This window comes from Undibacterium sp. GW821-FHT11H02 (genome assembly GCF_058808015.1).
Map to the genome: position 1 here is coordinate 23,649 of NZ_JBXARG010000011.1, position 19,164 is coordinate 42,812.

19 protein-coding genes are annotated in these 19,164 nt (G+C 47.0%); 13 read left to right on the top strand and 6 right to left on the bottom strand.

Annotated elements, in window-relative coordinates; all coding sequences use genetic code 11:
* Positions 1–36 precede the first annotated feature (36 nt).
* The 3 genes from AC1RR2_RS12285 (at position 37) to AC1RR2_RS12295 (ending at position 3,300) form a co-directional block, all read left to right on the top strand.
* Positions 37–1,002 carry an aspartate carbamoyltransferase catalytic subunit gene (locus AC1RR2_RS12285; protein ID WP_493222671.1) on the top strand — a complete coding sequence of 322 codons (966 nt, stop codon included), beginning with the start codon at positions 37–39 and terminating at the stop codon, positions 1,000–1,002.
* A 196-nt stretch (positions 1,003–1,198) separates the two neighbouring features.
* On the top strand, positions 1,199–2,482 hold the full coding sequence (locus tag AC1RR2_RS12290; protein WP_493222551.1) for a dihydroorotase: 1,284 nt from the start codon (positions 1,199–1,201) through the stop codon (positions 2,480–2,482).
* A gap of 80 nt (positions 2,483–2,562) precedes the next feature.
* Positions 2,563–3,300: a lysophospholipid acyltransferase family protein gene (locus tag AC1RR2_RS12295; RefSeq protein ID WP_493222552.1), complete on the top strand. Its 738-nt coding sequence runs from the start codon at positions 2,563–2,565 to the stop codon at positions 3,298–3,300.
* A 3-nt stretch (positions 3,301–3,303) separates the two neighbouring features.
* On the opposite strand, the gene AC1RR2_RS12300 is transcribed toward AC1RR2_RS12295, so the two are convergent.
* The 5 genes from AC1RR2_RS12300 to AC1RR2_RS12320 form a co-directional block, all read right to left on the bottom strand.
* A complete protein-coding gene (locus AC1RR2_RS12300; protein ID WP_493222553.1) occupies positions 3,304–4,131 on the bottom strand; it encodes a symmetrical bis(5'-nucleosyl)-tetraphosphatase in 828 nt (275 codons plus the stop codon).
* Between the two features lies 1 nt (position 4,132).
* Positions 4,133–5,239, bottom strand: coding sequence for a ferrochelatase (gene hemH, locus AC1RR2_RS12305; protein WP_493222554.1), 1,107 nt, complete (start codon positions 5,237–5,239; stop codon positions 4,133–4,135).
* 54 nt (positions 5,240–5,293) lie between these two features.
* On the bottom strand, positions 5,294–6,940 hold the full coding sequence (recN, locus tag AC1RR2_RS12310; protein ID WP_493222555.1) for a DNA repair protein RecN: 1,647 nt from the start codon (positions 6,938–6,940) through the stop codon (positions 5,294–5,296).
* Positions 6,941–7,082: 142 nt separating this feature from the next.
* Complete coding sequence (locus AC1RR2_RS12315; RefSeq protein ID WP_493222556.1) at positions 7,083–7,976, bottom strand: NAD kinase; 894 nt, start codon at positions 7,974–7,976, stop codon at positions 7,083–7,085.
* 135 nt (positions 7,977–8,111) lie between these two features.
* Positions 8,112–8,573 (bottom strand): GNAT family N-acetyltransferase, encoded by a 462-nt coding sequence (locus AC1RR2_RS12320; RefSeq protein WP_493222557.1) that lies wholly within the window; start codon positions 8,571–8,573, stop codon positions 8,112–8,114.
* 154 nt (positions 8,574–8,727) lie between these two features.
* Between AC1RR2_RS12320 and AC1RR2_RS12325 the strand changes: the two genes are divergently transcribed.
* The 4 genes from AC1RR2_RS12325 to AC1RR2_RS12340 all read left to right on the top strand — a co-directional run bounded on the left by AC1RR2_RS12325 (position 8,728) and on the right by AC1RR2_RS12340 (position 12,411).
* Positions 8,728–9,987, top strand: a complete 1,260-nt coding sequence (locus AC1RR2_RS12325; protein ID WP_493222558.1) for an FAD-dependent oxidoreductase — start codon at positions 8,728–8,730, stop codon at positions 9,985–9,987.
* 80 nt (positions 9,988–10,067) lie between these two features.
* The gene (locus AC1RR2_RS12330) at positions 10,068–10,754 is read left to right on the top strand and encodes an HAD family hydrolase (RefSeq protein ID WP_493222559.1); all 687 of its coding nucleotides are present in this window, start codon (positions 10,068–10,070) and stop codon (positions 10,752–10,754) included.
* A 120-nt stretch (positions 10,755–10,874) separates the two neighbouring features.
* Positions 10,875–11,906 (top strand): heat-inducible transcriptional repressor HrcA, encoded by a 1,032-nt coding sequence (gene hrcA / locus AC1RR2_RS12335; protein WP_493222560.1) that lies wholly within the window; start codon positions 10,875–10,877, stop codon positions 11,904–11,906.
* A gap of 88 nt (positions 11,907–11,994) precedes the next feature.
* On the top strand, positions 11,995–12,411 hold the full coding sequence (locus AC1RR2_RS12340) for a response regulator (protein ID WP_493222561.1): 417 nt from the start codon (positions 11,995–11,997) through the stop codon (positions 12,409–12,411).
* A 142-nt stretch (positions 12,412–12,553) separates the two neighbouring features.
* Here the strand turns inward: AC1RR2_RS12340 and fur are convergent, their stop codons facing one another.
* Entirely contained in the window at positions 12,554–12,982 is a 429-nt protein-coding gene (gene fur / locus AC1RR2_RS12345) for a ferric iron uptake transcriptional regulator (RefSeq protein WP_493222562.1), read from the bottom strand.
* Positions 12,983–13,106: 124 nt separating this feature from the next.
* Between fur and AC1RR2_RS12350 the strand changes: the two genes are divergently transcribed.
* From AC1RR2_RS12350 to AC1RR2_RS12375, 6 genes are all read left to right on the top strand, one after another.
* Entirely contained in the window at positions 13,107–13,634 is a 528-nt protein-coding gene (locus AC1RR2_RS12350; protein ID WP_493222563.1) for an outer membrane protein assembly factor BamE, read from the top strand.
* A gap of 12 nt (positions 13,635–13,646) precedes the next feature.
* Positions 13,647–14,453 carry a 4-hydroxy-tetrahydrodipicolinate reductase gene (gene dapB, locus AC1RR2_RS12355; protein ID WP_493222564.1) on the top strand — a complete coding sequence of 269 codons (807 nt, stop codon included), beginning with the start codon at positions 13,647–13,649 and terminating at the stop codon, positions 14,451–14,453.
* Between the two features lie 16 nt (positions 14,454–14,469).
* Complete coding sequence (locus AC1RR2_RS12360) at positions 14,470–15,129, top strand: MotA/TolQ/ExbB proton channel family protein (protein WP_493222565.1); 660 nt, start codon at positions 14,470–14,472, stop codon at positions 15,127–15,129.
* Between the two features lie 25 nt (positions 15,130–15,154).
* The gene (locus tag AC1RR2_RS12365) at positions 15,155–15,640 is read left to right on the top strand and encodes an ExbD/TolR family protein (RefSeq protein WP_493222566.1); all 486 of its coding nucleotides are present in this window, start codon (positions 15,155–15,157) and stop codon (positions 15,638–15,640) included.
* A gap of 120 nt (positions 15,641–15,760) precedes the next feature.
* Positions 15,761–18,388 (top strand): leucine--tRNA ligase, encoded by a 2,628-nt coding sequence (leuS, locus tag AC1RR2_RS12370; protein ID WP_493222567.1) that lies wholly within the window; start codon positions 15,761–15,763, stop codon positions 18,386–18,388.
* 246 nt (positions 18,389–18,634) lie between these two features.
* Positions 18,635–19,153 (top strand): LPS-assembly lipoprotein LptE, encoded by a 519-nt coding sequence (locus AC1RR2_RS12375; protein WP_493222568.1) that lies wholly within the window; start codon positions 18,635–18,637, stop codon positions 19,151–19,153.
* The last annotated feature ends 11 nt before the right edge of the window (positions 19,154–19,164 follow it).

Below are 19,164 nucleotides of genomic sequence, written 5' to 3' on the forward strand. Positions count from 1 at the left end.
TGGGATTTGGATCATCCAACCAAAGAATGAGCAATGATGAAAAATCCACAGCTAAATAAACACGGCGAACTTCAACATTTGTTAGCGATTGATGGCTTACCAAAATCCATCATGAATCATATTCTCGATACAGCTTCTTCTTTCGTCAGTATTGGTGAGCGCGAATTAAAAAAAGTCCCTTTAATGCATGGTAAGAGTGTGTTTAATTTGTTCTTCGAAAATTCTACACGCACCCGGACTACCTTTGAGATTGCTGCCAAACGTCTGTCCGCCGATGTGATTAATTTAAATATCGCGGCATCCAGTGCCAGCAAAGGTGAATCTTTACTCGATACGATAGACAACTTAGCTGCCATGCATGCGGATATGTTCGTCGTACGCCATGCCACGTCGGGCGCGCCTTTCCTCATCGCGCAACATTTGAACGATACCAAGCAACATCATGTGCATGTGGTGAATGCCGGTGATGGTCGACATGAGCATCCAACTCAAGGCCTGTTGGATATGTACACGATACGCCACTACAAAAAAGATTTTAGTAATCTGACGGTCGCCATCGTCGGTGACGTTTTGCATAGCCGTGTAGCGCGTTCTGATATTCACGCATTGACTACTTTGGGCGCAGCTGAAGTACGTGTGATTGGTCCTCGAACTTTGTTGCCTGGCGGCTTGGAACAAATGGGCGTACGCGTCTTCACCGATATGAATGAAGGTCTGCGTGGTGTGGACGTGGTGATCATGTTGCGCCTGCAAAATGAACGTATGAGCGGTGCGCTGTTGCCATCGACGCAAGAATACTTCAAACAGTATGGCCTAACGCCAGAGCGTCTAGCATTGGCTAAGCCCGATGCGATTGTGATGCATCCCGGACCTATGAATCGCGGGGTTGAAATTGATTCCGCGGTTGCTGATGGCCCACAGGCTGTGATCCTTTCACAGGTTACTTTTGGGATTGCGGTGCGGATGGCAGTGATGAGCATAGTCTCCGGAACCAATGTGTAAGCAGCTTGATTGAAAGCATGTTAACGACAAAGGTGTAAAGGTCGCACAGAAACCTAAAAAAGACTCTGCGATCTCTGCGCCTCTGCGGTTCAATGTTTTGAAATGACTGTGATGCCTGCATCAATGTAAGCGATGCACATAAGCGATGCACATAAGCGATATCAATTAGATGAAAGTATTTTTTGAAAGAAGCAATATGAATCTTCATATTAGAAATGGCCGTGTGATTGATCCGGCAAATGGCTTGGACGAGCTTAAAGATATCTACATCAGCGAAGGTAAAATTGCCGCTATTGGCGCTCAGCCAGATGGTTTTGTAGTGCAAGACACGATAGATGCCAGTGGCTTAGTGGTAGCACCTGGTTTAGTTGATTTGAGCGCACGCCTACGCGAGCCAGGCTTTGAATATAAAGCGACTCTAGAATCCGAATTGCAGGCTGCTATGCGTGGTGGTGTGACTAGTTTGGTATGCCCACCGGACACGGATCCGGTACTGGATGAAGCAGGCTTAGTTGAAATGCTCAAACAAAGAGCCAAGATGCAACATAAAGCCAATGTTTACCCACTCGGCGCGTTAACGATAGGTCTCAAAGGGCAAAATTTAACCGAGATGGCGGCTTTAACCGAAGCGGGCTGCGTGGGCTTTTCGCAGGCAGAAGAAGCGATTGTCGATACCAATGTCTTGCAACGCGCCTTATCCTACGCGGCGACTTTTTCGTATACGGTATGGTTGCGTCCGCAAGATGCTTTCATTGGTAAAGGCGGCGTCGCGCACAGTGGTCCTTTAGCATCAAGGCTGGGTTTGTCGGGCGTGCCAGTGATGGCAGAAACGATAGCCATGCATACCTTGTTCGAATTAATGCGCGCTACAGGTGCTCGGGTGCATTTGTGTCGCATTTCTTCTGCTACTGGTTTGGAATTGATTCGTCAGGCCAAAAAAGAAGGTTTGGCCCTGACCTGCGACGTTGGTATTCATCATGTGCATTTAACCGACACGGATATCGGTTACTTTGATTCGAACGCACGACTAACGCCACCACTGCGAAGTCAGCGTGACAGAGATGCGATCTTAGTAGCATTGGCGGACGGTACCATCGATGCGATCTGCTCTGATCACACGCCTGTTGATGATGATGAAAAAGCCCTGCCGTTTGCAGAAGCTTCGCCCGGTGCTACTGGATTGGAATTGCTACTGTCACTGGTGGTGAAATGGGCTGACGACAGTCGTGGGACTGTCAGCCTGAGTCAGGCACTCGCAAAAATTACGCGTGATCCTGCCGCTTTGCTTGGTTTGCCCTGTGGTCAAATTGCCGTTGGCGCGGCGGCTGATCTTTGTGTATTTGATCCCAATGCACGTTGGACTGTACAAGCAGATGCCTTGGTCAGCCAAGGCAAACATACACCGTTTATTGGTTATGAATTACCAGGCATGGTAAAGGCTACACTTGTGCATGGACGTGTTGCCTACAAGGCGCCGTAGTCATTTTCCCGAAACGAGTGATGTCCCTGCATTACTCGTTTTACTTGCAACTTTTGAAAATTATTTTATACCGGTGATGCATGCCTAAATTGCGTTTGCTTCGTGTCTTCATGCATATCTTTGCGGGTGTACTTACCTGCGCTATTATTTTTCCTTTTATCGCTTCGACCAAACGTGAAGCACTAGTGCGCCGCTGGTCCTCTCAATTGCTCACTTTGTGTAAGGTGAGCGTACAGTTCAAAGATCAGAGTGGTGGTCAGATGGCTGACCATGCTTTAATTATTGCCAATCATGTTTCCTGGCTAGACATCTTTGTGATCAATTCCTGGAATGCCTGTCATTTTGTTGCAAAATCAGATATTCGTAGCTGGCCAATCGCCGGTTGGTTGAGCGCTCAAGCCGGTACGATTTTTCTGGCGCGTGGTAAGCAACGCGAAGTACGCCGTATCTATGAAGGTCTGGTACACCAGTTAAGAGACAATAAACGTATCGCATTTTTTCCTGAAGGAACGACCGGAGCACAGGGTGGGATTTTGCCATTTCACCCGAATCTTTTTGAAGCCGCGATTGAAGCCAAAGTCCCTGTACTGCCATTTGCGGTGCGTTACGTCGATGCGCAAGGCAAGCTTCATCCTGCCGCTGATTTCATCGGTGAGATGACATTTGCGGAGAGTATGAAATTGATTTTGCAAGCGAATGGCATTGTCGCTGAATTGATTCAGCTACCTAGTATTTCCACCGAGGGAGCGCATCGCAGAGAAGTCGCTCAAGTTGCACGTCAAGTGGTGGCGCGTGGTTTGGGTGTTGAAGCGGCTTAGTTTTTAAAACGGTGTGACATGCTGTGGACTTGCTACTTGCACCACTAAGCGATCTGACAAGCGAACCGCGGTCAATTGACCACCCCAGACACAGCCCGTATCCAGACTGATCAAGTCGTCGCGCAATACCAATCCCAGAGTTGACCAGTGCCCAAAAATAATCGTGCAGCTTTGCGTCTTGCGAGACGGGATGTCAAACCATGGCACCAAATGTTCCGGTGCTTCTCCCGCCGCTTCTTTCAGATCAAAATCCATGGCACCATCTGCGTGGCAAAAACGGATACGCGTCAGCCCATTAATAATGCAGCGGGTACGTTCAGCACCTGCTAAATCGTCGTGCCAATTGGCGGGTTGATTGCCGTACATGTTGCGTATCATTTCCAGCCAGTTATCGCTGCGCAATTGTGTCTCGATTTCTTGCGCCAGTTGTAAGGTTTGTGATTGATCCCAGTTCGCAAATACACCAGCATGTACCAAGAGATGGTGTCCATCTTTAGTCGCGATTGCCATAGGACGCTGGCGCAACCAATGCAATAGTTCTTCGCGATCGTCGGCTTGTAATATCGCCTCTAAAGTATCGCTGCGATGTGCAGTGCGTATGCCATTTGCCACAGCTAGCAGATGTAAATCGTGATTGCCCAACACGGATTCAGCACGCGCACCTAAGCTTTTTACTAGACGCAAAGTGTCAAGTGACTTCGGCCCGCGATTGACCAGATCTCCCGCAAATAATAAACGCGATTGCGGATCTATCGCGTCGATTTTTTCTAGCAGTTCAATCAGTTGGTCGTAACAACCTTGTACATCACCGATGACAAATGTGTTCGGCATACTATTGATCAGCGCCTAGACGTTTTGCCTCACTGCGACTGATTAAGGCAGCTTGTTTCTCTTGCTCCCGCATACTGGCGGTGAGCATAGTTGGCCAGCCTATTAAGTGTTGTTCACTGATTTCAGCTAAGGCGCGCAGTCCGTCGGGCGATTCATTTAAACACGGAATATAATTGAAAGTCTGGCCACCAGCAGTTAAGAAAGCTTGCCGCACTTCCATTGCAATTTCTTCCAAAGTTTCTAAACAGTCTGCCAAAAATCCCGGACACACAACATCAATACGTTTCACACCTTGTTTCGCCAGCGCTTGTACCGTTGGTTCAGTGTAGGGCTGTAACCATTCAGCGCGACCCAAACGCGATTGAAAGGTGACGATGTAATCTTCTTTGCTTAAGCCCAATTGTTCAGCTAGTAAGCGGGCGGTTTTATAGCATTCGCAGTGATAGGGATCGCCACGCAACAAAAATGCTTTTGGTAATCCATGAAAACTCATCACCAATTTTTCTGGTTTGCCGTGGGTTTCCCACGACTTTAAAATTGAATTTTTGAGCGCTTGTATGTAGGCCGGATGGTCGTGATAGTTTTTGATAAAGCGCAGTTCAGGAATGTTGCGTGTTTGTTGATAGTATTGAGTCACTGCATCAAAATTCGATGCGGTGGTAGTCGCAGAATATTGCGGATACGCCGGCAAGATCAAGATGCGTTCATAGCCATCGACTTTCAGTTGTGCCAAAACTTCGGGAATAGATGGAGAACCGTAACGCATGGCAAATGTCACATGGACTTCGTGACCACGTTCACCTAAATAGCCTTTGAGTAGCAAAGCTTGTTTGCGCGTATGAACCAATAATGGCGATCCATCGTTGGTCCAGATTGAGGCGTATTTTTCAGCGGATTTCTTGGAACGGAAGGGCAGGATGATCAAGTTTAAGATCAGCCACCAGATTGCACGCGGAATTTCTACGACACGCTGATCCCACAAAAATTGTTTTAGATAGCGCCTCACCGCACCTGGTGTCGGCGCATCGGGCGTACCCAAATTAATTAGAACTACGGCAGTCTTGTGTAACTTGCCATGCGAGTGATCAGGTTCTTTTAAGAAAGCCATTTTTTATTTTTCCTTACTTCTATTCGGTGAGCGCAATGTTAGTGCATTGCGGCTTTATAAAGCGAGCAGCTCTCTTGCGTGTTTGCGGGTGGTCGCTGTGATTTCTATGCCGCCTAACATGCGCGCAATTTCTTCCACGCGTTGTTTGTTATCGAGTGCAGCGATTTGTGAATAAGTCTTGCCGGCCTCTTGTGTTTTACTGACTTCAAAGTGTTGATTTCCCTGACTTGCCACTTGCGGTAAATGGGTGACGCATAAGACTTGGCGATCTTGTCCTAAACGTTTCAATAGTCGTCCCACAACTTCGGCAACACCACCGCCGATGCCGCTATCAACTTCGTCGAAGATCAAAGTTGGCGTCGCTGTTGCGCACGATGTGATCACCGAAATCGCTAAAGAAATTCGTGCTAATTCGCCACCCGATGCGACCTTGGCGAGGGGACGCACTTGAACACCGGCATGACCTGCTACCATAAATTCGATTTGCTCTAAACCCGTTGCGCTAGGCTCGCAGGCAGCTAGCTCGATCGTGAATCGTCCGCCCGACATGCTCAGATCTTGCATCGCTGTGGTGACTGCATTGCCTAAATCCTTAGCGACAATCTGGCGTTTTGCACTGAGTTTTTTTGCCAATGTTAAATAATTTTGTTGTGCTTGTTCTTCTTGCTTTTTGAGTGAATCAATATCGGAAGCGCCGGACAATTGTTGTAATTGCGTATTCAATTGTTGCAGTTCATCGATCAAATTATCAGGTTCAACATGGAAGCGCCGCGCGGTACTATGCAGACTCTCAACTCGTGCTTCTACTTCCCTTAAGCGAGCCGGGTCAAGTTCTATGCGTCCGAGATAATCGTTTAAAGCATAAGAACATTCTTGTAAATTAATCCGTGCGGAATCAAGTGATTCAATAACGGGTTTCAATTTACTATCAAATTCTTCCAACTTGCTGATTCTCTGTAGTAGTCCAGATAACTGCGACAGTAAAGGATGTTCAGATTCAGAGATCAGATCGGCTGCTTCTTGCGCCCCTTCTAACAGGCTGGCTGCATGAGCGAGGCGGCTATGCTCTTGATTGATGGACTCCCATTCACCTTTTTTAAGCTGCAATTTGTCGAGTTCACCGACTTGCCACTCCAGGCGCTGCCGTTCCTGCAAAATATTTTTTGCGTTTTGCTCAAATTCTTCACGTTGCTTTGCGAGATTGCGCCAATGCTTATACAAGCGCGCAACTTCAGCCGCATCGGCTTGTAAGCCACCTTGCATATCAAGTAGATTGCGTTGCGCATCGTTCTTCAATAAAGACTGGTGGGCATGTTGACCATGAATATCGACTAAAAGCTCACCGAGTTCACGTAGCTGTGTTGCGCTTGCGGTAATGCCGTTGATATAGGCTTTAGTGCGACCTGCGTTGTCGATGACTCGACGTATGATGAGTTGTCCATCTTCGCTGGCAAAATCTTTATCCCTGAGCCAAGCCGTGGTTTCTGCATTGCAGGAAAATTCCGCAGAGATATCGGCTTTTTGTGCAGCTTCTCGTACCATGCTGGCATCGCCGCGGCCCCCCAAAGCCAAGGCCAGCGCATCAATCAGTATCGATTTGCCAGCACCAGTTTCACCAGTAAAGACCGTGAAGCCAGCAGAGAATTCTAGTTCTATCGTATCGACGATAACAAAATCACGAATAGCAAGCGTGCGCAGCATAGGTTTCGATTTGAAAAAGTAAAATGGGTAAATACCGCATTGTGATAAAAATTAGCCGAAAGGCGAGCTTATTTTACCTTAGAGCAGACAGTATGAGCTTGGAAAGCACTGTATTTATGCACAGGACTTTGTGGGACAAAATTTAGTTAAGTGCACCTTCAACCGATGGGTACTCATTCCAATGTAGTTTTTCACGCAGGGTATGGTAATAGTTCCAACCTTCTGGGTGTAGAAAGGTGATGTGGTGGGTGGAGCGGCTGATGACGACTTGATCTTTGTGATTTAAGTTGGCGAATGACTGCATATCAAAATTCACGCTGGCATCGCGACCCGCCACAATTTCTACTCGTATCACGCTGGTTTCTGGCAGCACAATGGGACGATTTGATAAGGCATGTGGCGCAATCGGTACCATCGCGATGCCACCTAAGCTAGGATGTAGGAGTGGTCCGCCCGCAGACAAGGCATACGCGGTGGAGCCTGTTGGTGTAGAAACAATTAAGCCATCTGAACGCTGGTTGTACATAAAATGCTCATCAACTTCGACCCGTAATTCGATCATGCCTGAGCCTGCGCCGCGTGATAAGACGATGTCATTGAAAGCGACGCCGCTAAATATCTGTTCACCATCACGTACCACAATCGCTTCCAGCATGCAGCGTTGTTCTGCGACGTGCTTGCCATCTAAAATTTGGGCGACTGCGGGAATCATTTGATCGCGCGGAATATCAGTAATAAATCCAAGTCTGCCTTGGTTAATCCCAATTAAGGGGACGTCATAAGGCGCGAGCTGCCTGGCGATGCCGAGCATGGTGCCATCACCACCTAAAACAATCGCGACATCTGCATTTCGACCAATATCGGCGACTGACATTGCGGGAAATTCGTTTAGTGCTAAATTCTGTGCAGAATCTGTGTCAAACAGGACAGCGTGTCCCGCTTCGGCTAAAAAATGTGCTAATTCATTCAACGACTCACCCATGCCTAATGCATTGTATTTACCAATCAAGGCGACGGTTTTTGTGGTTGTTGTCATAGAGAAGCTGCCGGATTTTGAAGAAGGCTTTAGATTACACTATTCTTGCTGAACTGGATGTTTCCATAGCAGCAAAGCTCATGCTTTGTTGCAGAGATAGGAATTTTCATAGCTCGTTTGTGACATGAGAACTACTTACTTATCAACATTTCGTAGATCGAGAAAATAGAAAAATTCTGAATTTCTTTTGTAGCCCAGCGATTCATACAAAGTTTGTCCTCTGATATTGTCATGCCCAGTCTCTAAAAATAGCCCCTTTGCGTTTGTGTCGATAGCAAATTGGCGCGCGCGATTCATAAGGAGTCGGGCGACTCCGCTGCGTCTGGCCGCTTCACTGACAAATAAATCATTTAAAGTCCACTGACGCATGGCGGACACAGAAGAAAAACTTGGATAAAGCTGCACAAAGCCCAAGCCGCGCTCCATCTCGTCTATAGCAAAAAAAATGATGGACTCGTTTTTTTGTAGGCGTTCGGATAAAAAATTTTCTGCTAATTCGACATCGCTGGTTTGTTGGTAGAACACGCGGTAAGCGTCAAATAAGGGGGCAATCAAATGAAGGTCTTGTATCGTCGCTTGTTGAATATGTATAGTCATTGTCAGTCTTTCTTCGATCATTTTTTGCGTTTTAGGTCAGGCGCTCGCCATTATAAATCGGTATCAGTCCCGGGCAGAACCCGCACTGTGTTGAGCTTTGTATTAGTTTCATCTAAGTTCTACGTATAATTGAGTATCGATTCAACGAAATTTAATGCAATTTAATGCCTTTAGGCGCTATGTCAAAAATGATTTTTCTATGACCCATATCGTGATCGCTGGTGCAGGAATCGCCGGACTGGCTTCGGCAATTTTTTTGACTCGTCAGGGGAATCAAGTCGACGTGTATGAACAGGTCGCCGATCCTACACCGGTGGGGGCTGGTTTGTTGTTGCAGCCTAGTGGACAGGCGATGTTGCTGAGTTTGGGCTTGTTGGATGCCGTAAAAGAAAAGGCGGCAATAGTGCGCAGCCTTGAAGGCTATACCGGGACATGGAAGACGCTGGATTTACATTACCAATTTGTGCGACGAGACTGGTTTGGATTGGGCATTCATAGGGCCCATCTACATCAGATATTGTGGCAATGTGCGCAGGACTTGGGCGTGGCGATACATCTGGGAAATGGCATCAGCTCATTTACGCAAGACGCGCAGCGTGTGTACATCCAGCATCAACGTGGAAGTCTGCAGGCCGATGGACTTATCATCGCGAATGGTGCGCGTTCCTTATTGCGCGATCAACTCGATATAGTCCAAAGCCACAGGCCGTATCCCTGGGGTGCATATTGGGCAGTGTTGGATAAAGAAGATTGGCCTTTCCCACATATCCTGATGCAACGCTATCGTGGAGCTCACCTTATGTTGGGCGTATTGCCAACGGGGCTTAATCCCGCGACAAACAAGACCTGCTACTCTTTGTTTTGGAGTTTGCCTAAATCAGCGTTCGCCGAATATCGGTTGGCGGGTTTGCCTGGCCTGATCGAACGTATCCGTAAAGTGTGGCCGGAAGTGGCAGATTGGCTGGCTAGTGTTCCTGAGGCTGCGATTGCAATTGCTGAATACGCTGATGTCCGGCTGGCGTCTTATCATCAGGATCGTATTGTTGTTTTAGGCGATGCCGCGCATGCGATGAGTCCGCAATTGGGACAGGGCGCGAATATGGCCTTGATTGATGCGAGGATTTTGGCGCAATGTATAGAAAATGCGGATGTGACCCCAGCCATGGGGCAGAATTCGCTTATAGCAGCTTTTGCCAATTATTCGCGTAGGCGTAGTCAACATATTGCTTACTATCAAATGGTGAGTCGTATCATGACGCCTTTATATCAGTCTGACTATCCAGTTGGCTGGTTGCGAGATCTGGGAACGCTGGCTGGTCGCCATATACCTGCTATGTATAGACAATATTTATTAACTCTGTGCGGTGCTAAGCAAGGTATTTTTGACTTGCGCGCTGCGATTGCTGATTTATAGGTAGCCAGAGCGCCTTTGATTAAAGCCCGCGTATTTTTGAATTGCACTGAACTTATTTGATCTTAAAGCTAGTCCATACTATGAGCATCAAAGCCCTGATATTTGATCTTGATGACACTTTGTGGCCGGTCGTGCCCGTGATTCAGCACGCCGAATCGACTCTGCATGCGTGGATTGCAACACAACTGCCCTCGGTGGTTGAAACCTATACGATAGAAGCCTTGCGCGAGCGACGTCAGGCCCTAGTTGCTACAAATCCGCGTTTTAGCTACGACCTTTGGGCTTTGCGCCATACCTTGTTGCAGCAAGTATTTAGCGAGCACGATGCCCATCCTAGCCTCGCCGATGAGGCCATGCAAGTTTTTGCCCATGCGCGCAATAAGGTGGATTTTTTTGATGACGTGATGCCGGCCCTTGATGCACTCAAAGAACATTATGTCTTAGGTTCTATCTCAAATGGTTTTGCCGATATAGCTGCGATAGGCTTAAGCCAGCACTTTTCTGTTTCGTTGGCGGCACATCAATTTGGCTGCGCTAAGCCCGATCCCAAGATTTTTTGTGCCATGATAGAACACTTGAAACTAAGCCCTAACGAGCTCATGTATATTGGTGATGATTTGCGTTTGGATGTGCAGGGTGCTCAACGAGTGGGGATGGCTGCGGCTTGGGTTAACCGACGCGGACTTGCGCTTGCTGAGACAGGCTTAGATATAAAACCGGATTTAATTGTGAAAGATTTGCAAGAATTGTTGCTGAAACTGAGTTGACATGCCGACTTTGGCAACAAGTAGGATAATTAATAAGGCAATCTATAAGATCATAAATAAATTAAGCTTAGTTTACGTAACAATGGGGTGTTTCTGCTTAAGCTAGCCTAATATAAAAATATGCAACTCGATAATCGCGCTCAAACATTACTCAAAGCTCTGGTGGAAAGGTATATTGCCGATGGCCAGCCGGTAGGCTCACGTGAGCTTTCGAAAATTTCTGGCCTGGAGCTGTCGCCAGCGACCATACGGAATGTCATGTCAGATCTGGAGGAAATGGGCTTTGTCACCAGCCCACATACGTCATCGGGGCGGATTCCGACACCACGTGGATATCGGGTCTTTGTTGATCAGTTATTGACGGTGCAGGATATCGATGAATCGGTATTGGAAACGGCATTAGGTGCGCGTTTGCAATCATCAATCATGACGGGTTCACCACAAAAAATCATTGCTAACGCAGCGCAAGTTTTGTCTTCATTGTCGCAATTTGCGGGTGTAGTGATGACCGCGAAACAGGAATCCATCTTCAAGCAAGTTGAATTTTTGCGTTTGTCAGAAAAACGTATTTTGTTGGTCGTGGTGGCCCCAAATGACGAAGTGCATAATCGCCTCTTATTGACGGATGTGGATTACACACCATCGCAATTAATTCAGGCGGCGAATTACTTGAATCAGCATTTTGCCGGACAAAGTTTTGACCAGGCACGCTTGAGTATTAAGCATGAATTACGCGCATTGCAAGGTGATATGAATCGACTGATGCAGACCGCCTTAGAAGCTGGTAGTCAGGCTATGGCCGAGAATGCAGATGATATGATCATCTCAGGTGAACGCAATTTGCTCAATGTCAGTGATCTGTCATCGAATATGTCTTCCTTAAGGCGTTTGTTTGATTTATTTGAACAAAAGAGTGGTTTAATGCAGTTATTAGATGTGTCTAGTAATGCGTCTGGCGTGCGTATCTTTATTGGTGGTGAATCACAGCTAGTGCCAATGGAAGAAATGAGTATTGTGACTGCGCCTTATGAAGTGAATGGACGTATTGTGGGCACTCTGGGTGTAATTGGTCCGACCCGGATGGCCTACGAGCGCGTGATTCCCATTGTGGATATCACTGCAAAGTTATTGTCGAATGCACTTAATCATTAGCCTGCTAAACTGCTTATGTTCTGAATAAGAAGTGATGCAATAAGCGATTCGGCAAAAAATTAATTAAACCTCAATTAGCGTGTTCAAAATGGCAGACAATAAAGATATCTCAGTATTAATTGTGGACGACAACGATATGACACGCGAAACCTTGCGTGTGATTTTGCGTCACGATGGTTATAACGTGATCGGTGAAGCTTTGGACGGTGATAGCGCTTTAGAAATGGCGACCCGCTTACATCCCGATATTATTTTGCTCGATGTGGTCATGCCGAAAGTCAATGGGGTTGAGGCCTTAAGAAGCATACGCATGGTAATGCAGGATGTCTTTGTACTAATGGTGACAGGGAATAAAGACCAAGAAACAGTATCTGAAGTCGTAAAAAGCGGTATCAGTGGCTATATTATTAAACCCTTTAATGCCAAGAAAGTGTTGGATACGGTGCAAATGGTAGCGCTTAAAGTACGTGCTGCTCGTAGTGCCAAAATAGGCGGGGGAGTCTAATATTTAATAGTAAATTGCTATCCGGATAGTTGATGTCGAATAGATTTGCAAACAAAAAGCTAGCCTTGTATTTCATGCAAGGCTAGCTTTTTATTAAGAGCTGGAGTTTGTTCTTGGCTTATGCTTTAAACTTTATAGTAGATTACTTTTTATTCACGCAATTCACTTTGGTGCAATTTCCATACAGCGCCAGGGAATGCTCAGCAATTGAAAATCCGCGCTCTTCCGCCACTGCATGTTGACGTTTTTCAATCTGCTCATCAAAAAATTCTTCCACTCGTCCGCAATCTAAGCAGACCAAATGATCATGATGTGAGCCTTCGTTTAGTTCAAAAATCGCCTTCCCAGACTCAAAATGATTGCGATGTAATAAGCCAGCTTGTTCAAATTGGGTTAACACGCGATAGACCGTGGCTAGACCTACGTCCATATTTTCTGTTAACAGGATCTTGTAAACATCTTCGGCCGTTAAATGACGAACCGAGCTGTTTTGGAAAATTTCCAGGATTTTCAGACGTGGCAAAGTGGCTTTCAGTCCGCTGGCTTTCAGGTCGGGCGTGTTATTTGTCATGTTTTCAGTCAAAAGAAGGCTAAGTGCTTTATGATATAGGGTTTTAGAGCTAGGTAGAAATTTCTGTTATCTTATCTGAAGTTTTTCCGGTTCGACATTCTTGCTTGAAAATTTGAGGTAGTTTATGCCATTGAACGTATTTAAGAAATCCCAGAGCAAATTGGCTGTATTCGGTACAGCGGCCGTTTTGGTTTTGGTCACTGGCTGTGCCAGTCAGAAGACTGTGGTTGCAGAAGCGGATGCCAATGCGACCAAAGGCACACAAATCGTAAAACCATCGGGTTTTGATAAATTATTTGGTCTGATCTCTCCTTATCGCATTTCTGTACAGCAAGGTAACTTCGTTTCGCAAGAAATGGTATCTCAGTTGAAAGAAGGCATGACTCGTGAGCAAGTGCGCTTCTTATTGGGGACTGCACTGTTGACCGATATGTTCCATGAAGATCGCTGGGATTATCCTTTCCGTATGTTGAAACCGAATGGCGAAGTGATTTCCAGTCGTCTGGCGATTTTCTTTAAATCCAATACCGTTGAGCGTTTCGAAGGCGGCAACTTGCCTACCGAGAAAGAGTATTTGGCACACATCACCAATTCCGCTATCGCATCTCGCATCGAATCCATGCCTACGTCTGAAACACCTAAGAAAAAATAAGTCGAGTTAATTATGTCAGGAATGAAAATTGCTGTAGCCGGTGCTTCCGGCCGCATGGGTAAAATGTTGATTGAAACCATAGCCGCCGCAGATGATGCGAATTTGGCTGGTGCTTTGGATATTCCACAATCTGCTTTTTTAGGTACCGATGCGGGTTTGTCTTTGGGTAAGTTCACAGGCGTGTTAATCGAGTCTGAATTGGCGAAAGGCCTGGCAAATGCAGATTTCTTGATTGATTTCACACGTCCAGAAGGTACTTTAGAGCATCTGAAATATTGTGCTGACCACGGCATCAAAATGATTATCGGGACTACGGGTTTTGATGATGCGGGCAAAGCCGCAATCGTTGAAGCTGCCAAAAAAACCGCCATTGTTTTCGCACCTAACATGAGTGTCGGTGTGAATGTCACACTGAAGCTTTTAGAAATGGCGGCCAAGAGCTTCTCACACGGTTATGACATAGAAATTATCGAGGCGCATCATCGCCATAAAGTCGATGCCCCATCCGGTACCGCGCTCAAAATGGGTGAGGTGATTGCGGATACTTTAGGTCGTGATTTGAAAGAAGTGGGTGTATTCTCCCGCGAAGGCGTGACCGGCGAACGCGACCCATCGTCCATCGGTTTTGCCACGATTCGTGGCGGCGATATCGTCGGTGATCATACGGTGTTGTTCGCTGGTATTGGCGAGCGCGTAGAAATTACTCACAAGTCTTCTAGTCGCGTCACTTATGCCCATGGCAGTTTGCGTGCAGCACGTTTCCTCGCTGATAAGACTACCGGTTTGTACGACATGTATGACGTCTTAGGTTTGAACTAAGCGCAGAGACCGAACTATGCCTATCACTATCAGCCAATACTGGATACAACTTGATACGCTAGGGCGTGCGGTTGCATTGCTTTTGATTTTGATGTCTTTAGTCAGTTGGTTCACGATTTTTTCTAAATCTTGGTCGTTTTGGCGCATACGTCGTGGCACGTCGGCGCTACATTCATTTTGGCAAGCGCCGACTATGCAAGATGCTGTGAACTCTTTAAGCGTTTCTGATGTAGAGAACATCTACACGCCATTAGCGAAGCAGGGACTTGCTGCCTCCGATCCTCAAAGCCGCGCTAAGTCAATGATGGTAAACACGGATGTTGCTGATGTCATGACGCGTGTTTTGCGTGAAGAACTCACCAGCGTCACCGTACGTTTAGAGTCTGGTTTGACTTTGTTAGCGTCGATAGGTGCGACAGCGCCATTTGTTGGTTTATTGGGCACAGTTTGGGGTATTTATCATGCGCTGACTGCCGTCTCAGGCTCGTCGGCGATTCAAATTGATTTAGTGGCAGGCCCAGTGGGTGAGGCTTTGGTGATGACGGGACTTGGTTTGATGGTGGCGATTCCAGCTGTGCTGGCTTATAACGCTTTCAATCGTATTAATCGCATCACGTTTGCTGAGTTAGATGGTTTTGCTTTTGATTTGCATGCTTATTTCACTAAGTGTAACTAAGCTCAACTGAACATAAAAAGTCACTATGGGATTCGGTCAATTCAAAAGCCTAGGTGGTAATTCAGGAAAGCCGATGACGGCCATGTCGGATATCAATGTCACGCCTATGGTCGATGTGATGTTGGTGTTGTTAGTCATTTTTATTATTGCCGCACCTTTGCTGAATCATGCTGTGCGTCTCGATTTGCCATCGGCGCAAGCAGAGGCCGTGCCACAGAATATCGACACCGTGACACTTTCTTTTGATGCCCAAGGTGCTTTGTTTTGGGACGCTGAGTTGGTGCAATTAGACGATATTGAAAAGCGCCTGGCATTGATTGCCAAGCAAAAGCCGCAGCCAGAAATCTTGTTACGCGCCGATAAATCAACGCGCTTTGAATTAATCGCCCAAGTGATGGCGGCCGCGCAGAATAATGGCTTGAATAAAATAGGATTTGCTACCGAGGCAAAATCAGTGAGCTCGCAAACAAAATCATCTCCGCAGAATGCTTCAAATTCCGTGAAAAAGTAAGTAAAAGCCCGCTTTTTCTCCCCTCGCTCCCTCAAATAGTAGTGCTTTAGCCTTATAATCTAAGGTTCTAGTGAACATCGCATTTCCCCCAATTTAATTCATTTCTTCAATCGAATCGTCATGCAAGAAAAATATAGCCCAGCCGAAGTTGAACAAGCCGCCCAGACCCATTGGACAGAGACCAATGCGTTTAAAACGGTAGAAAACGATCCACGTTTCCCCAAAGGTAAGTACTACGCCTGTTCCATGTTGCCTTACCCATCTGGCAAACTACACATGGGTCATGTGCGTAACTACACCATCAACGACATGTTGGCGCGTCAATTACGCATGAAAGGTTATAACGTCTTAATGCCTATGGGCTGGGATGCCTTTGGTTTGCCTGCCGAGAATGCAGCGATTGCCTACAAAAAATCGCCCGCTGAATGGACTTACGCGAATATCGAAGACATGAAATCACAAATGCAACCTCTGGGCTTGGCATTTGACTGGTCGCGCGAAGTAGCAACTTGCGATCCAGATTACTACCGCTGGAATCAATGGCTGTTCTTGAAGATGCTGGAAAAAGGCGTCGCCTACAAAAAGACGCAAGTCGTGAATTGGGACCCGATTGATCAAACTGTGTTGGCGAACGAGCAGGTAATCGACGGTAAAGGCTGGCGTTCTGGTGCAGTAGTCGAAAAACGCGAAATTCCTGGCTACTACTTCGGTATCACGCAATACGCAGAAGAGCTCTTGTCTAGCATTGATCAACTCGATGGCTGGCCAGATCAAGTACGTACTATGCAACGTAACTGGATAGGTAAGAGCGAAGGGGTGCGTTTTGCTTTTAGTCACGAGATTAAAGATGAATCCGGTGCGCTGGTGCAAGACGGTAAGATGTATGTCTTCACGACTCGTCCTGACACGATTATGGGCGTGACATTCTGCGCAGTCGCCGCCGAACATCCACTCGCCACGGTTGCTGCAAAAAACAATGCAAAGTTAGCCGCCTTCATCGAAGAATGCAAAGCCGGTGGCACCACAGAAGCCGAAATGGCGACCAAAGAAAAAGAAGGTTTGCCAACGGGTTTATTCGTCACGCATCCGTTGACGGGCGAACAGGTTGAAGTCTGGGTTGGTAATTACGTGTTAATGACTTACGGCGATGGCGCTGTGATGGGCGTGCCAGCCCATGATGAGCGTGATTTTGCGTTTGCTAAAAAATACAATATCGCGATCAAACAAGTCGTTGCAGTCGAAGGTGAAACCTTCACCACGGACGCTTGGGCGGAATCGTATGGCGACAAACAAAAATGCGTTACGGTTAATTCTGGTAAATACGATGGTTTGACTTACAAAGCGGCGGTTGATGCAGTTGCTGCCGACCTCGTCGCCAAAGGCGTAGGCGAAAAGAAAACCACCTGGCGTTTGCGCGATTGGGGTATTTCTCGTCAACGTTATTGGGGCACACCTATCCCTATCATTCATTGCGATGATTGTGGTGACGTGCCTGTGCCATATGAAGATTTGCCAGTGGTTTTGCCAACCGAATGCATCCCTGACGGTTCTGGCAATCCATTAAAAACGCATGCAGCTTTCTTGAATGTGCCTTGTCCAAAATGTGGCAAGCCAGCACATCGTGAAACTGACACTATGGATACCTTCGTCGATTCCAGCTGGTACTTCATGCGCTATACCTGTCCAGATGCGACGACCATGGTCGATGAGCGCAATGACTACTGGATGGCGATGGATCAATACATCGGTGGTGTTGAACATGCGGTTTTGCACTTGCTGTATGCCCGTTTCTGGACCAAGGCTATGCGCGATATGGGCTTGGTGAAAATCGACGAGCCATTTAAGAATCTGTTCACGCAAGGTATGTTACTTAACGAGTCTTACTATCGTGAAGAAGCAAGTGGCAAGAAAGTTTGGTTCTATCCAAATGAAGTCGAAGTGCAGCACGATGAAAAAGGCCGCCCGATTTCTGCCAGCTTGAAGAGCGATGGTCAGCCTGTGCACATGGGTGGCATCGAGAAGATGTCTAAGTCCAAAAATAACGTGGTCGAACCAAAAGACATCATCAGCCAGTTTGGTGCCGATACGGCGCGCTTGTTCACGATGTTTGCCGGACCTCCAGATCAAAGTGCTGCGTGGAGCAGCAGTGGCGTAGAAGGTGCTTCGCGCTACCTGCGTCGCTTGTGGGCGACAGCTTTGAAGTTCTCTCCAACAATCGCAGCAGGTGTAACACCAGCAGCTAACTATGCAGCTGACGTCAAAGCTTTGCGTTTCGAAGTTCATAGCACCTTGAAACAAATTGATAGCGACTACGATCGTTTGCAATACAACACGGTAGTGTCTGGTGCCATGAAATTGCTGAACACGATAGAGTCATTCAAATCCGAAGCAGAAGGTTCTGCTGCGGCTGTGCGTGAAGCTTTCGGCATCTTGTTGCGCGGTTTGTATCCAGTTTGCCCACACATCACGCACGCCTTGTGGAATGAACTTGGCTATGCTGCAGATCTCGGCGGCATCATCGATGCGCCTTGGCCACAAGTCGATGCAGCAGCTTTGGTGCAAGATGAAATCGAATTGATGGTGCAAGTGAACGGCAAATTACGCGGCAGTATCAAGGTCGCAAAAGATGCAGACAAAGCGACGATAGAAGCGGCAGCAGTTGCGAATGAAAGTGCAGCACGTTTTATCGAAGCTGCGCCTAAGAAGATTATTGTTGTGCCTGGTAAATTGGTGAACATTGTTGTTTGAGTTTGAACAGCTTTGCCGCAGAGGCGCAGAGTACGCAGAGATATTGTAGGCCTAATCCCCTCTCCCGCAAGCGGGAGAGGGCTAGGGTGAGGGTGTTTGGTGAACTGCAAAATTATTCGAAAGCAAAAGACAGTGAAAATTTCGTCTTTTGTCTTAAATGATTTTATCCGAAGCTGATTCCCCCTCATTCCCGACCCTTCTCCCGCTTGCGGGAGAAGGGAGTTTCTAAAGTAGAGTGAAAGCCTCATGAGCAAAAATCGTTTCCTGAAAATTGTTAGCTACCTCGTTCTTATAACGAGTCTCAGCGCTTGTGGCTTCGCTCTGCGCGGCGCGGTGGCGTTTCCTTTCCAAAGTATTTACGTCGGTTTGCCAGAAAGTTCAGCTTTAGGTGGTGAGCTCAAACGTAATCTGCGTGCCAATGGCAAAACGGAAGTAACTGCACAAGCGACCAATGCAGAAGTGATTTTGGATGTGTTGGGTGAGACGCGCGACAAAGTGATTTTATCCTTGAACAGCCAGGGTCGTGTCCGTGAATTTAATTTGATCTACAACTTAAAATTCCGTTTGCGTGACAAAGCTGGGCGTGAAGTCTTAGAGCCAACCACGATCAGCCTGAAACGCAATCTCAGCTTTAAAGAAAACGAAGTCTTAGCGAAAGAAGCTGAGGAAGCCTTACTTTATCGCGATATGCAATCTGAACTCGTGCAGCAAATCATGCGCCGTCTTGCTGTCGTCAAAATAGACTCGCCAGCGAAATCAGAGTAAGGCTCATCAGA

Coding starts and splice junctions, on each gene's coding strand:
- AC1RR2_RS12285 (WP_493222671.1), top strand. CDS start 37: ATGAAAAATCCACAGCTAAATAAACACGGCGAACTTCAACATTTGTTA.
- AC1RR2_RS12290 (WP_493222551.1), top strand. CDS start 1,199: ATGAATCTTCATATTAGAAATGGCCGTGTGATTGATCCGGCAAATGGC.
- AC1RR2_RS12295 (WP_493222552.1), top strand. CDS start 2,563: ATGCCTAAATTGCGTTTGCTTCGTGTCTTCATGCATATCTTTGCGGGT.
- AC1RR2_RS12300 (WP_493222553.1), bottom strand. CDS start 4,131: ATGCCGAACACATTTGTCATCGGTGATGTACAAGGTTGTTACGACCAA.
- hemH (WP_493222554.1), bottom strand. CDS start 5,239: ATGGCTTTCTTAAAAGAACCTGATCACTCGCATGGCAAGTTACACAAG.
- recN (WP_493222555.1), bottom strand. CDS start 6,940: ATGCTGCGCACGCTTGCTATTCGTGATTTTGTTATCGTCGATACGATA.
- AC1RR2_RS12315 (WP_493222556.1), bottom strand. CDS start 7,976: ATGACAACAACCACAAAAACCGTCGCCTTGATTGGTAAATACAATGCA.
- AC1RR2_RS12320 (WP_493222557.1), bottom strand. CDS start 8,573: ATGACTATACATATTCAACAAGCGACGATACAAGACCTTCATTTGATT.
- AC1RR2_RS12325 (WP_493222558.1), top strand. CDS start 8,728: ATGCAATTTAATGCCTTTAGGCGCTATGTCAAAAATGATTTTTCTATG.
- AC1RR2_RS12330 (WP_493222559.1), top strand. CDS start 10,068: ATGAGCATCAAAGCCCTGATATTTGATCTTGATGACACTTTGTGGCCG.
- hrcA (WP_493222560.1), top strand. CDS start 10,875: ATGCAACTCGATAATCGCGCTCAAACATTACTCAAAGCTCTGGTGGAA.
- AC1RR2_RS12340 (WP_493222561.1), top strand. CDS start 11,995: ATGGCAGACAATAAAGATATCTCAGTATTAATTGTGGACGACAACGAT.
- fur (WP_493222562.1), bottom strand. CDS start 12,982: ATGACAAATAACACGCCCGACCTGAAAGCCAGCGGACTGAAAGCCACT.
- AC1RR2_RS12350 (WP_493222563.1), top strand. CDS start 13,107: ATGCCATTGAACGTATTTAAGAAATCCCAGAGCAAATTGGCTGTATTC.
- dapB (WP_493222564.1), top strand. CDS start 13,647: ATGTCAGGAATGAAAATTGCTGTAGCCGGTGCTTCCGGCCGCATGGGT.
- AC1RR2_RS12360 (WP_493222565.1), top strand. CDS start 14,470: ATGCCTATCACTATCAGCCAATACTGGATACAACTTGATACGCTAGGG.
- AC1RR2_RS12365 (WP_493222566.1), top strand. CDS start 15,155: ATGGGATTCGGTCAATTCAAAAGCCTAGGTGGTAATTCAGGAAAGCCG.
- leuS (WP_493222567.1), top strand. CDS start 15,761: ATGCAAGAAAAATATAGCCCAGCCGAAGTTGAACAAGCCGCCCAGACC.
- AC1RR2_RS12375 (WP_493222568.1), top strand. CDS start 18,635: ATGAGCAAAAATCGTTTCCTGAAAATTGTTAGCTACCTCGTTCTTATA.